12 protein-coding genes and 1 riboswitch are annotated in these 13,020 nt (G+C 70.4%); of the genes, 2 read left to right on the top strand and 10 right to left on the bottom strand.

The features are described 5' to 3' along the window. Window positions 1-139 precede the first annotated feature (139 nt). Window positions 140-1,315, bottom strand: a complete 1,176-nt coding sequence (locus tag ACZ5Y9_RS06235; protein WP_464472562.1) for an N-acetylglucosamine-6-phosphate deacetylase — start codon at window positions 1,313-1,315, stop codon at window positions 140-142. Then, entirely contained in the window at window positions 1,312-2,838 is a 1,527-nt protein-coding gene (locus ACZ5Y9_RS06240; RefSeq protein WP_464472563.1) for a family 20 glycosylhydrolase, read from the bottom strand. Before ACZ5Y9_RS06240 ends, ACZ5Y9_RS06235 begins: the two co-directional genes overlap by 4 nt. A 52-nt stretch (window positions 2,839-2,890) precedes the next feature. Next, window positions 2,891-2,975: riboswitch (ZMP/ZTP riboswitch) on the top strand. Window positions 2,976-3,013: 38 nt separating this feature from the next. Between ACZ5Y9_RS06240 and glyA the strand changes: the two genes are divergently transcribed. Together glyA and ACZ5Y9_RS06250 are read left to right on the top strand one after the other, a co-directional pair. Then, entirely contained in the window at window positions 3,014-4,288 is a 1,275-nt protein-coding gene (gene glyA / locus ACZ5Y9_RS06245; protein ID WP_247623108.1) for a serine hydroxymethyltransferase, read from the top strand. Beyond that, a complete protein-coding gene (locus ACZ5Y9_RS06250) occupies window positions 4,285-5,163 on the top strand; it encodes a bifunctional methylenetetrahydrofolate dehydrogenase/methenyltetrahydrofolate cyclohydrolase (protein WP_247955759.1) in 879 nt (292 codons plus the stop codon). Before glyA ends, ACZ5Y9_RS06250 begins: the two co-directional genes overlap by 4 nt. A gap of 37 nt (window positions 5,164-5,200) precedes the next feature. On the opposite strand, the gene ACZ5Y9_RS06255 is transcribed toward ACZ5Y9_RS06250, so the two are convergent. Genes ACZ5Y9_RS06255 through ACZ5Y9_RS06290 form a run of 8 tightly spaced genes read right to left on the bottom strand, consistent with a single transcriptional unit; the run spans window position 5,201 to window position 13,011 of the window. Beyond that, window positions 5,201-5,638 (bottom strand): hypothetical protein, encoded by a 438-nt coding sequence (locus ACZ5Y9_RS06255; RefSeq protein WP_247623106.1) that lies wholly within the window; start codon window positions 5,636-5,638, stop codon window positions 5,201-5,203. Between the two features lie 59 nt (window positions 5,639-5,697). Continuing rightward, window positions 5,698-6,420: a DUF6882 domain-containing protein gene (locus tag ACZ5Y9_RS06260; RefSeq protein ID WP_464472564.1), complete on the bottom strand. Its 723-nt coding sequence runs from the start codon at window positions 6,418-6,420 to the stop codon at window positions 5,698-5,700. Between the two features lie 37 nt (window positions 6,421-6,457). Beyond that, the gene (locus ACZ5Y9_RS06265) at window positions 6,458-7,276 is read right to left on the bottom strand and encodes an HpcH/HpaI aldolase family protein (RefSeq protein WP_464472565.1); all 819 of its coding nucleotides are present in this window, start codon (window positions 7,274-7,276) and stop codon (window positions 6,458-6,460) included. Next, window positions 7,261-8,046, bottom strand: a complete 786-nt coding sequence (locus tag ACZ5Y9_RS06270) for a fumarylacetoacetate hydrolase family protein (protein WP_464472566.1) — start codon at window positions 8,044-8,046, stop codon at window positions 7,261-7,263. Before ACZ5Y9_RS06270 ends, ACZ5Y9_RS06265 begins: the two co-directional genes overlap by 16 nt. 9 nt (window positions 8,047-8,055) lie before the next feature. Further along, window positions 8,056-9,222, bottom strand: a complete 1,167-nt coding sequence (gene hpaD / locus ACZ5Y9_RS06275; protein ID WP_247623102.1) for a 3,4-dihydroxyphenylacetate 2,3-dioxygenase — start codon at window positions 9,220-9,222, stop codon at window positions 8,056-8,058. A 41-nt stretch (window positions 9,223-9,263) separates the two neighbouring features. Continuing rightward, complete coding sequence (gene hpaE, locus ACZ5Y9_RS06280) at window positions 9,264-10,760, bottom strand: 5-carboxymethyl-2-hydroxymuconate semialdehyde dehydrogenase (protein WP_464472567.1); 1,497 nt, start codon at window positions 10,758-10,760, stop codon at window positions 9,264-9,266. Next, complete coding sequence (locus ACZ5Y9_RS06285; RefSeq protein ID WP_247623100.1) at window positions 10,757-11,440, bottom strand: GntR family transcriptional regulator; 684 nt, start codon at window positions 11,438-11,440, stop codon at window positions 10,757-10,759. Before ACZ5Y9_RS06285 ends, hpaE begins: the two co-directional genes overlap by 4 nt. Further along, on the bottom strand, window positions 11,437-13,011 hold the full coding sequence (locus tag ACZ5Y9_RS06290; protein ID WP_464472568.1) for a fumarylacetoacetate hydrolase family protein: 1,575 nt from the start codon (window positions 13,009-13,011) through the stop codon (window positions 11,437-11,439). The genes ACZ5Y9_RS06285 and ACZ5Y9_RS06290 overlap by 4 nt, the downstream gene beginning before the upstream one ends. Window positions 13,012-13,020: the final 9 nt, after the last annotated feature.

Raw genomic sequence — 13,020 nt, forward strand, 5'->3', positions numbered from 1 at the left:
TCGGGGGAGGAGTTCTCGGCCCCCCTCTCTACGTGGGGGAACCCGAGGGTGCCGATCCGGGGGGATCGGCACCCTCCACTCTCTCCGCGCGAAGGGACCGGAGCTGCCTGCGCTGCGCGTCGGCGTGCGGTGGAGGGATCTAGGCCCTGCGGGGCCGCGCCCCGACCCACACGCGCGCCACGCGCAGTTCTGCATCGAGCAGCACGGCATCGCCCACCATCCCGGTGCGCAGCGCGCCCAGCTCCGAGGCGAAGCCCACGGCTCCGGCCGGGGTCTCGGTCAGCGCACGCACCGCGTCGACGAGCGCGACGCCCGCGGCGACCGCGCGCCGCAGAGCCTCGTCCTGGGTGAGCGTCGAGCCGGCGATCGCCCCCGTCTCGACGGTGCGGGCGATGCCGTTCTCGACCGTCACGCTCACCGCGCCCAGGTCGTAGCGGCCGTCCGCGCTCCCCGCCGCAGACATGGCATCCGTGATCAGGGCCACGCGCCCGGGAGCGGCGTCGAACACGAGCTTGACGACGTGCGGATCGAGGTGCACGTCGTCGGCGATCGCCTCGAGCACGACACGGTGATCGGCCGCGGCGGCGAGCACGGGCCCCGGAGCGCGGTGGTGGATGCCGGGCATCGCGTTGAACGCATGGGTGAGGATCGACGCCCCCGCCTCGAACGCGGCGACCGACATGGCGGCATCCGCATCGGTGTGGCCGACGGCGGCCGCGGAGCCTGCCGCGACGATCCGGCGGATCGCGTCGAGTCCGCCGGGAAGCTCCGGGGCGATCGTGATCTGACGGATCGTTCCGCGACCCGCGGCGAGCAGCCGGTCGACGTCATCGGGCAGCGGTGCGCGCAGGAGCGACGGGTCGTGGGCACCGTGGTGCCCCGGATCGAGGAACGGCCCCTCGAGGTGCGAGCCGAGGATGTCGGCATCCGTCTGCACAAGGTCGGCGATCAGTGCGGCGCTGCGGGCGAGTTCATCGAGCGGAGCCGTCACCAGTGACACCACGGCGCGGGTCGTGCCGTGCGCGCGGTGCAGGTCGCGCGCGGTGCGGATGGAGTCGACGCCGTCGTCGAACGATGCGCCGGCCCCGCCGTGCCCGTGGATGTCGACGAAGCCGGGCGTGAAAATCGCATCGGAGCCGGCGACGGATGCCGCGTCGACGACCTCGTCGGCGGGCGCCCAGTCGGCGCCCGTTCCGCGTGCGGCGACCCGGCCGTCGGCGAAGCGCACCCAGGCGTCGTCGACGATCTCGCCGCGATCCACGACGCGCGCGGAGTGGACGACCAGGCTTCCGGTCGCTGCAGGGTGGACGCTCATCGATCGCTCCAGGGGATGTCTGCGACGGGGTGGAATCGGGTCCCCTCAGCCTTCCACAGCGGAGCGAGGGCACCGAGCCGCTCGCGGAACGACGACCATTCTCGTCCCTCTCCATGCTGTGGCGACCAGGCGATCTCGGCCTCCGCGGCGGCGCGCGGGAAGACGAGCAGCTCGACGTCGTCGATCGTGCGCGTGGTCTCGGACCACAGCGGTGCCTCGGTGCCGAGGATCGCCGCATCCGGAACATCGAGCACGGCGGTCGGTTCCCACTCGTACGCGGTTCGCACGTCGATCACGGCGGCCCAGGTGAGGCCGAGGGGGAACTCCTCGTCGTACTTCATGTCGAGGTACGTGGCATCCGCGGCCGACATGATCAGCGCCCCGCCGCGTTCCACGAAGTGCGCGGCCTCGGCGGCGTGCGAACCGGTGGGGACCTTCATGCCCCAGTACTGCCCGATCGTGCCCTCGGCGATGCCGTCGGCGGCACCCATCTCGTGCCAGGCGGCGGGGATCTTCCCGGCATCCACGACGATCTGCGTCGCGCGCTCGGCGAAGTGGTCGAAGTCCTCCTGCGACGTGCCCAGCGACTCGTCGCCGCCGATGTGGAGGTACGGGCCCGGGGTCATCTCGGCGAGCTCGCGCACGACGTCGCGCACGAAGTCGTAGGTGCGCTCCTCGCGGATGCGCACGCTCGAGTGGCCGACGCCCCAGCCGAGGTACGTCTCTCCCGCGACGGGCAGGGGCTGCCCCAGCGTCTCGGACTGCGCGACGAGGGCGTCGTTGAGCACCGGCGCCTCGACGAGCTCGGGGTAGGCGACGCCGACCGCGTGGGTGTGCCCCGGCAGATCGATCTCGGGGATCAGCACCACGTGCCGCGACGCCGCGTGGGCGACGATCTCGCGGTAGTCGTCCTTCGTGTAGAAACCGCCGGGGTCGCCGCCGGCCGACGTCGCCGATGACCGCTCGGTGAGCAGCGGCCAGGAGTCGATGTGCACCCGCCACCCCTGATCGTCGGTGAGGTGCAGGTGCAGGCGGTTGAACTTGAGTGCGCTGGTGGCGTCGATGAACCGCTTCACCTCGGCGACGTCGAAGAAGTGGCGGGCGACGTCGAGCATCACTCCGCGATGCGTGAAGCGCGGGGCGTCGTCGATCTCGACGCACGGCAGGCTCCAGCCCTCGTCGTCCTCGCGGAGCAGCTGCAGCAGGGTCTGCACGCCGTAGAACAGGCCGGCCTCGTCGGCGCCGATGATCTCGACGTGCGTGCCGACCGACAGGCGGTAGCCCTCGGATGCCGCGGCGTCGGCGTCGATGCGCAGCACGATGTCGCCCGGGGCCGGGGTGTGCGCCGGCTCGTCGACGGAGGTGAGGGGAGGGGCGCCGCGCCGTGCGGCCGCGGCCGTCAGGACGTCGGCCGCGGGGGAGGAGCCGTGCACGCGCGTCGTCGCGGTGATCGGCATCCGTCCTTCGTGCACGACGGCCGCGGCGGGCACCGGGACGAGCGGAAGCTGATGTGTAAAGACCATGAACAAACCCTAGCCGCGCGGCGGGGAGTCGACCAGGGGGAATCCGGTATGCTCGATCTGTCGCGACTGGCGTCTGGGTGGGTTACCACCGGGGAGCGACCGACCACGGAATTCGACCGCGCGCCTGGGCCGATGAGAACACCCTTCGAATCCGTCGTCAGAGGAGCCCGTCATCATGACCGACCGTTACTTCAACGCCCCGCTCGCCGAGGTCGATCCCGAGATCGCCGAGGTGCTCGACCGCGAGCTGAAGCGTCAGCAGACCTTCCTCGAGATGATCGCGTCCGAGAACTTCGTGCCCGTCTCGGTGCTGCAGTCGCAGGGCTCCGTGCTCACGAACAAGTACGCCGAGGGCTACCCCGGCCGTCGCTACTACGGCGGCTGCGAAGAGGTCGACGTCGCCGAGGAACTCGCGATCTCGCGGGCGAAGAGCCTGTTCGGCGCCGAGTTCGCGAACGTCCAGCCGCACTCCGGCGCCTCGGCCAACGCCGCCGTGCTGCACGCGATCGCGCGCCCCGGCGACACGCTCCTCGGCCTCTCGCTCGACCAGGGCGGCCACCTCACGCACGGCATGAAGATCAACTTCTCGGGCCGTCTCTACGACATCGTCGCCTACGGTGTGAACCCCGAGACCTCGGTCATCGACATGGACGAGGTGCGTCGCCTCGCGATCGAGCACAAGCCGAAGGTCATCATCGCCGGCTGGTCGGCCTACCCCCGCACGCTCGACTTCGCGGCGTTCCGCGCGATCGCCGACGAGGTCGGCGCACTGCTCTGGGTCGACATGGCGCACTTCGCCGGTCTCGTCGCCGCGGGCCTGCACCCGAACCCGGTGCCCCACGCCCACGTCGTCTCGTCGACCGTGCACAAGACGATCGGCGGCCCTCGCTCGGGCTTCATCCTCACGAACGACGCCGACATCGCCAAGAAGATCAACACGGCCGTGTTCCCGGGCCAGCAGGGCGGCCCGCTCATGCACGTGATCGCCGCCAAGGCGACCGCGTTCAAGCTCGCCGCGACCCCCGAGTTCGCCGAGCGACAGGAGCGCGTGCTGCGCGGTGCCGCGCTGATCGCCGAGCGCCTCTCGCAGCAGGACGTCAAGGACGCCGGCATCGCCGTGCGCTCCGGTGGCACCGACGTGCACCTCGTGCTGGTCGACCTGCGCGAGGCCGAGATCGACGGCAAGCAGGCCGAAGACCTGCTGCACGACATCCACATCACGGTCAACCGCAACGCCGTGCCGAACGACCCGCGTCCGCCCATGGTCACCTCGGGTCTGCGCATCGGCACCCCGGCGCTCGCCACCCGCGGGTTCGGCGACACGGAGTTCACCGAGGTCGCCGACATCATCGCGCTGGCGCTGCAGCCGGGTGCCGACGTCGAGGCTCTCCGCGCCCGCGTCGACGCGCTCGCCGCCGGCTTCCCGCTCTACCCGGACCTGCAGCAGTGACCGCGGTCGTCCTCGACGGCAAGGCGGCATCGGCCGAGATCAAGGCCGAGCTGACCGAGCGCGTCGCCGCGCTGCGCGCCCGCGGGATCACCCCGGGCATCGCCACGGTGCTCGTCGGTGCGGACCCCGCGTCGCAGCTGTACGTGGGCATGAAGCACCGCCAGTCCGAGGCGATCGGCATGAACTCGATCCAGCGCGAGCTGCCGGCCGATGCCACGCAGCAGCAGGTCGAGGCGCTGATCGACGAGCTCAACGCCGATCCCGACTGCCACGGCTACATCGTGCAGCTGCCGCTGCCGAAGCACCTCGACACGGATGCGATCCTCGAGCGGATCGACCCCGCGAAGGATGCCGACGGACTGCACCCGACGAACCTCGGTCGCCTGGTGCTCAACGTCAACAGCCCGATCCACACCCCGCTGCCGTGCACGCCGCGCGGCGTGATCGAGCTGCTGCTGCGCAACGACTACGACCTGAAGGGCAAGCACGTCGTGGTCGTCGGCCGCGGGGTCACGATCGGCCGCTCGATCGGACTGCTGCTCACGCGCCGCGACATCAACGCGACCGTGACGCTCACCCACACGGGCACGGTCGACATGCCGCGCTACCTCCGCGAGGCCGACGTGATCGTGGCCGCCGCGGGCGTCGCGCACCTCATCCGTGCCGAGGACGTCAAGCCCGGTGCCGCCGTGCTCGACGTGGGTGTGACCCGCACGACCGACCCCGAGACGGGCAAGAGCGTCGTCTCCGGCGACGTGCACCCCGACGTGGCCGAGGTCGCCGGCTTCCTCTCGCCGAACCCGGGCGGGGTCGGCCCGATGACCGTCGCGCTGCTCATGACGAACGTGGTCGAGGCGGCAGAGCGCCTCGCCTGAACGAAGACGCTGACGGCATCCCGCTCGACGGATGCCGTCAGCGTCGGCGCACGCGCGCCTGCACGCTGTCGTAGACCTCGGAGGCCTTCGCCTGCAGCTTGTCGTCGACCTGGTCGTAGATCATCCACCCGACCAGCAGCAGGAGCGGCGGGATCACGTAGCCCCAGAATCCACGGGCGTCGACGCCGCTCAGCCACACCGTGAGCGCCCAGACGATCAGTTCGACCAGGTACACGAGCACGTACTGGACGACCTTCTCACCAGCCTTCGTACGGTCGGCGGCCGACTTCGCGGCGGATCGGCGGAAGGCGGCTGCCAGCGTCGGCTTCACGAACAGCGCGGCGAGGGTGAGGATGATCGCCGCCCAGAACGCGTGCCATCCCACCGAGACGCCCCGCAGCAGCAGTCCGATCAGCAGCAGAACCACCACGTTGAACACGTAGAGCGAGCCGAATCGCACGATTGCCTTCTTCATGGGATCAGAATCCCACAGCCCGCGCGGAGTGCGCATCCCCGGAGCGACCGGGGATGATGTCAGCGCTGGCCGCCGAGCGAGCTCTGCACGTTCGAGATGCGGGCGTGCTCGTCGAAGCTGAAGGTGGCGGAACCCGTCGCATCGACGACGGTCGCGCCCGAGAAGGCCTCGTCGGTCCAGGTGAGCGTCCAGCCGGCGAGGCGGGCGAGATCCCACACCGAGGTGCGTGCGTCGGGCAGGGTGAAGCTCGCGAGCATGCGCGGCATGACGATCAAGGCGTCGGCCACGGTGAGCTGCGGCAGCGGCGCGTCGAGGAGGAAGACGGCGCGTGTGCCGCCGCCGACGGGAGCGGAGTAGTACGGGGAGCGGCCGGTGAGTTCCACCGCGACGCCGCCGACGGTGTGTGCGGCCGCGGCGATCCAGTCCTCGTCGCCCGAGGCATCCGCGGGGAACGGCACCTCGGCCGAGGTGAGTTCGGCGATGCCGTGCTCCTCTCCGTAGGCGCGCAGCTGCGCGGCGACGCCCTGCGGGTCGCCCTGCGGGTGCGCCCAGGCCCAGAGCATCGAGCGCGGCCCCGGGGCGATCGTGGCGATCAGGTGCGCACGCGTGACGAGCTGACGCGAGGGGTCGGCGTTCGCGGTGAAGGTGAGGGTACCCGCCGTCATGTCGGCGTCCCAGCGATGCTCGCCCAGCGCATCGGCAGCGGCCGAGAGCTGATCCTGGCGGATCACGGAGTAGAGGGCGGCACGATCGGCGAGAGGCTGGAGCGCAGCGAAGGTCATGCGAACAGTTTCGTGGCTGAGCCTATGAATCCGCCAGTCAGTAGCTCTGTTTCTCACCCCGGTCCGGAGCATCCGAACCACCCGAGGCGATGAACCGCGCTGCGAGAGCCTCGGATGCCCGCGCGAGCAGCGCCACGTCGGCACCGACGGCCACGAAGTCGGCGCCGGCGGCGAGGTAGGCCTCGGCAGCCACCGGATCGAAGGCGTTCACCCCGACCGGGGTTCCGGCCGCCTTCGCCGCGGCGAAGACGCGCTCGACGGCGGCGACGACATCCGGATGCGTCTGCTGACCCAGCAGGCCCATCGAGGCCGAGAGGTCGGACGGGCCGACGAACACGGCATCCACCCCGTCGACGGCGGCGATCTCGCCCGCCGCCTCGACGCCCGCCGCGGTCTCGATCTGCACCGTGAGCGACGTGTGCTGCGCCGAATCGCGCAGGTAGCCGTCGACGCGGTTCCAGCGCGCACTGCGGGCGAGGGCGCTGCCGACACCCCGCACGCCCTCCGGCGGGTAGCGGGTGGCGGCGACCGCGGCCCGAGCCTCCTCGGCGGACGACACCATCGGCACGATCACGTTCTGCGCGCCGAGGTCGAGGATCTGCTTGAGGGCCACGACGTCGTTCGCGGGCGCGCGCACGACCGGTGTCACCGGATACGCGGCGACCGCCTGCAGCTGCAGGAGAACCGAATCGAGCGTGTTGGCGGAGTGCTCCATGTCGATCAGCAGCCAGTCGAGGCCGGAGCCCGCGGCGACCTCGGCGAGCAGCGGGCTGCCCGAGCACACCCACATCCCCACGAGCGGGCGATCGGATGCCGCGAGCCGGTCGCGGAAGGGGGGATCTAGATGAAGCGGCATGCGATCGTTCCCATCGGTCCGTAGTCGCACAGCACCTCGTCACCGCGCGACACCCACATCGGGCGTGTGAACGATCCTGCCAGGATGATCTCGCCGGCCTCCAGGCGCGCGCCGTGCTGGTGGAACTTGTTCGCGAGCCACGCGACGCCGGTGGCCGGGTGGCCGAGCACGCCCGCGGCGACGCCCGTCTCCTCGATCTCGCCGTTGCGCGACAGCACGCCGGGCACCCAGCGCAGATCGATCTCATCGGGACGCTTGCGCACCGAGCCGAGCACCATCGCCCCGTAGGCGGCGTTGTCGCTGATCGTGTCGACGATCGTGCGGCCCTCGAGCTCGATGTGCGAGTTGAGCACCTCGAGCGCGGGGACCGCGTAGTCGATCGCCCCGAGCGCGTCGTCGAGCGTGCAGTCGGGGCCCTCGAGCGGATGCTTGAGCACGAACGCGAGTTCGACCTCGATGCGCACGTTCGAGAAGTGGTCGACGGGGATCTCGGCGCCGGACTCGTGCACCGTGTCGTCGAACATCACCCCGTAGTCGGGCTCGGTGATGCCCGTCGCCTGCTGCATGGCCTTCGACGTCAGTCCGATCTTGCGGCCCACGAGCGTGCGGCCCGCGGCGATCTGCGTGTCGCGCCACACCCCCTGGATCGCGTAGGAGTCCTCGATCGTCGCCTCGGGCCAACGAGACGTGATCCGGGGGATCACCGTGTGCTCCCGGTCGGCCCGGGCCAATTCTGCGGCGATCTGCGCGATCACCTCTGCTGACAGCATCCGCATCTCCTACAGCTGGTGGCCGAGCTTGTACTCGCCCTGCTTGTACTCGGGCATCGATGCCTCGCCCTCGTCCGGCCGCGTGTACGAGAAGCCGTCGGCGCCGATCGTCACCGCCATCTCGCTGGAGTCAGTGCGGGCGACGACGGGCTGAGGGTTGCCGTCGAGGTCGAGCACGAGCGACGCCTCGGTGTACCAGGAGGGCACGACGGGGTTGCCCCACCAGTCGCGACGCTGGTTGTCGTGCACGTCCCACGTGATGACGGGGTTGTCGGGGTCACCGGTGTAGTAGTCCTGCGTGTAGATCTCGACGCGGTGTCCGTCGGGGTCGCGCAGGTAGAGGTAGAAGGCGTTCGAGACGCCGTGGCGACCGGGTCCTCGCTCGATCGCGTCCGAGCGGCGGAGCGCGCCGAGCTTGTCGCAGATCGCGAGGATGTTGTGCTTCTCGTGCGTGGCGAACGCGACGTGGTGCATGCGGGGCCCGTCTCCGCCGGTCGCCGCGGTGTCGTGCACGGTGGGCTTGCGGCGCATCCATGCGGCGTACACGGTGCCCTCGTCGTCCTGGATGTCCTCCGTGACGCGGAAACCGAGGTCCTGGTAGTGGCGCACCGCGCGGGGCACGTCGGGGGTGACCTGATTGAAGTGGTCGAGGCGCACGAGCTCGCCCGGGGTGTGCAGGTCGTAGCGCCACGAGAGGCGCTCGACGTGGGTGGTCTCGAAGAAGAACTCGTAGGGGAAGCCGAGCGGGTCGACCACGCGCACCGAGTCGCCGATGCCCTGCACGAAGCCGTTCGGCTCGCGGCGCACGTCGCAGCCGAGCTCGGCGTAGAAGGCGACGGCGCGGTCGAGATCTTCCGCGCTGCGCACCCGGTACGAGAACGCGGCGACGGCGGCGATCGGCCCCCGGCGCAGGACGAGGTTGTGGTGGATGAACTCCTCGGTCGAGCGCAGATAGATCGCGTCGTCGTCTTCGGCGGTCACGTACAGCCCGAGCACGTCGACGTAGAACTGACGCGAGGCGGCGAGGTCGGTGACCACGAGTTCCATGTAGGCGCAGCGCAGGATGTCGGGCGGCGTGCTGGTCGGCGTCGCGACCGGGTTGTCGGAGTGGATCGGTGCCTCCTGCGACACGTAGTAGCCGGAGGAGGTGAGAGTCTTCTGCGTCTTGTCGGTCATGTCAGCGTCCTTGCTGTCGATTCCTGCGTGACAGGAGGGGGTCAGTTCTTGCCGAAGGTGGGGTTGTGGGCGCCGCCGAGCGTGATGTGCACGCTCTGCTGGTCGGTGTAGAAGTCGATCGAGCGGTAGCCGCCCTCGTGGCCGAGGCCCGAGGCCTTCACGCCGCCGAAGGGCGTGCGCAGGTCGCGCACGTTGTTGCTGTTCAGCCACACCATGCCCGCCTCGACCGACTGCGCGAAGTTGTGGGCGCGCTTCAGATCGTTCGTCCAGATGTAGGCGGCGAGGCCGTACTTCGTGTCGTTCGCGAGCGCGAGCGCCTCGTCGTCGGAGTCGAACGGGGTGATCGCGACCACGGGGCCGAAGATCTCCTCCTGGAAGATGCGGGCGTCGGGGGCGACATCGGCGAAGACGGTCGGGGCGACGAAGTTGCCCTCGTCGAACCCCTCGGGGCGCCCGCCGCCGGCGACGAGCCGGCCCTCGGTCTTGCCGATCTCGACGTAGCTCATCACCTTGTCGTAGTGCTCGGGGTGAACGAGTGCGCCCACCTCCGTCGTCGGGTCGTGCGGGTAGCCGACCTTCACGCGCTTGGCCTGCGCCGCATAGCGCTCGACGAACTCCTCGTAGATCGAGCGTTCGACGAGGATCCGCGAGCCGGCCGTGCAGCGCTCGCCGTTGAGCGAGAAGACGCCGAAGATCGTCGCGTCCACCGCGGCCTCGAGATCGGCATCGGCGAAGACGACGGCGGGCGACTTGCCGCCGAGCTCCATCGACAGGCCCTTGAGGAAGGGGGCGGCGTTGCCGAAGATGATCTGCCCGGTGCGGCTCTCGCCGGTGAACGAGATGAGGGGCACGTCCGGATGCTTCACCAGCGCGTCACCCGCATCCTCACCGAGCCCGTTGACGAGATTGAAGACGCCCTGCGGCAGGCCCGCCTCCTCGAAGATCCCGGCCCACAGCGACGCCGACAGAGGCGTGAACTCGGCGGGCTTGAGCACCACCGTGTTGCCGGTCGCGAGGGCCGGGCCGAGCTTCCACGACTCGAGCATGAACGGCGTGTTCCACGGGGTGATGAGACCCGCGACGCCGATCGGCTTGCGGTTGACGTAGTTCATCTGGCGACCGGGCACCTTGAAGGCGTCGTCGGACTGCGCGACGATCAGGTCGGCGAAGAAGCGGAAGTTCTCAGCGGCGCGGCGGGCCTGGCCCAGCGCCTGCGTGATCGGAAGGCCGGAGTCGTACGACTCCAGTTCGGCGAGGCGGGCATCCCGCGACTCGACGATGTCGGCGATGCGGTGCAGCACGCGGGAGCGCTCGCGGGGGAGCATCCGCGGCCAGGGGCCCTCGGTGAACGCGCGGCGGGCGGCGGCGACGGCCCGGTCGATGTCGGCCTTCTTGCCCGCGGATGCCGTCGTGTAGGTCGTGTTCGTCACGGGGTCGAGCACGTCGAAGGTGTCGCCGTCGACCGAGTCGACGAAGGCGCCGTCGATGTAGTGCTGGATGTGCTCGGGCAGGTCGGCGGGAATGCGCGGATCGGTCATGACTGGTCTCCGGTCGTCGGGGCGGTGCGGGTGTGCAGTGCGTCGAGGAACGCGTCCATCGTGCGCCAGCGGTGGTTGCGGGCGGCGAGTTCGATCTCGAGCGGATCGGCACCCGCTCGGATGAGGTCGAGGATCTCGGTGTGCTCCTCGACGGAGTGCTGGGCGCGGCCCGGGATCGACGCGAAGGTCGAATCGCGGATGCCGGAGAGCCGCGACCATCCGCGGTGCACGAGGTCGAGCAGATGCGGGTTCGGGCACGGCTCGAACAGCACGGAGTGGAACTGCCGGTTGAGCTCGGTGAAGGCATGGGCGTCGAGGTGGTCGAGCATCCGGGCCATGCGGTCGTTGATGCGGGCCGCTTCGTCGAGGGCGTCGTCATCGAGCAGCGGGGCGGAGAGAGCGGTCGCCGACCCCTCGACGATGCCCAGCGTCTGCATGGTGTGGGCGTACTCGCTCTCGTCGACGAGCGTGACCCGGGCGCCGACGTTGCGCTCGAAGGTGACGAGTCCCTCGGCCTCGAGACGGCGGATGGCCTCGCGCACGGGCACGACGCTCATCTTCAGGTCGTCGGCGATCGAGCCGAGCACCAGGCGGTAGCCGGGACTGAACATGTGCCCGGTGATGCGCGAGCGGATCCACTCGTACGCGACCTCGGACTTGCTGGCGGCGGTGGTCGTCATGCGTTCGTGCCCGTCTCGGTGTGCGGGGCCGTCTCGTTCTGCGGGGCGGTCTCCGCCTCGTACCGGGCGCGCCATTCGGCGTTCAGGGGGAACAGGCCGTCGACGGGATGCCCCGCTTCGACCTGCGTCGCGATCCACGCATCCTCGTGCTCCTGGGCGATCGCGGCGTCCGCGATCTCCTCGGCGAGGGCGGGTGGGATCACGATCACGCCGTCACCATCGCCCACGACGATGTCGCCGGGCTGCACGGACGCCCCGCCGCAGGCGATCGTGACGTCGACCTCCCAGGGCACGTGCCGGCGACCGAGCACCGAGGGGTGCGCGCCCTGCGAGAAGACGGGGAGGCCGATCTCTGCGACCTGGTCGAAGTCGCGCACGCCGCCGTCGGTGACGACGCCGGCCGCGCCTCTGGTGCGGGCGCGCAGGGCGAGGATGTCGCCGAGCGTGCCGGTGGATGCATCGCCGCGCGCCTCGATCACGATGACCTCGCCCTCCTCGACGGCGTCGAACGCGCGCTTCTGGGCGTTGTAGCCGCCGCCGTGGCTCGCGAAGAGGTCTTCGCGGAAGGGGACGAAGCGCAGCGTCTTCGCGGTGCCGACGATCTTCGAGCCCGGGATGTTCGCGGTGACGCCGTCGATGAAGCACGAGTGGTGGCCGCGCTTGCGCAGTTGGGCCGAGAGCCCGGCGGTCGGGGCCTCGAGGAGCTTCGCGCGGAGGGCGGGGGAGAGTGTGGGCCCTTCGTCTCGCTTCGCTCGCTCAGGAACCGGGTTCCTTCCCTCCTCGGTTCCTGAGCGAGGAGCATCACGACGAGACGAAGGGACCGCCACGAGACCGGCGGCCTCGGCGGAGCCCCAGGCCTCGGTGCGCTGCAGGTCGTCGACAGCGGGGAGCGACCCGACCGTCTCGTCGAAGGCGACGTGGCCCTGCGTGACGGTCGTGACGAGCCGGCCCGACGTGGGGACTCCCGGGGCGTCGGGAGCATCCACCTCGATCTCGACCACGTCGCCGGGGACGATGACGGATGACCCGGCCGGAGTGCCGGTGAGGATCACGTCGCCGGGCTCGAGCGTGAAGTGCTGCGACAGGTCGGCGACGAGCTGCGCGAGCGGGAAGATCAGCCCGGCCGTCGTGTCGTCCTGGCGGAGTTCGCCGTTGACCCAGGCGCGCACGCGCAGCGCCGTCGGGTCGACCGTGCGGGCGTCGATGAGGTGCGGTCCGAGGGGTGTGTAACCGTCGCCACCCTTCGAGCGCACGTTCGATCCCTTGTCGTTCGCTCGCAGGTCGTAGAGGCCGAGGTCGTTCGACGCCGTGACCCACGCGACGTGCGTCCAGGCATCCGCCAGAGCTACCCGCCGGGCGGAGGTGCCGATGACGAGCGCGATCTCGCCCTCGAACGCGAGCAACTCGGTGCCCGCGGGACGCTCGACCGTGCCGCCCGAGACCCCGACGGAACTGGACGGCTTGAAGAAGTACGAGGGGGCGGCGGGGCGACGCCCGCGCTGGTCGGCCCGGGAGGCGTAGCTCAGATGGATCGCGATGATCTTGCCGGGGCGGGCGATGGTATCCGTCACGGGGCGCCT

This window comes from Microbacterium sp. T3-8, from assembly GCF_055398145.1.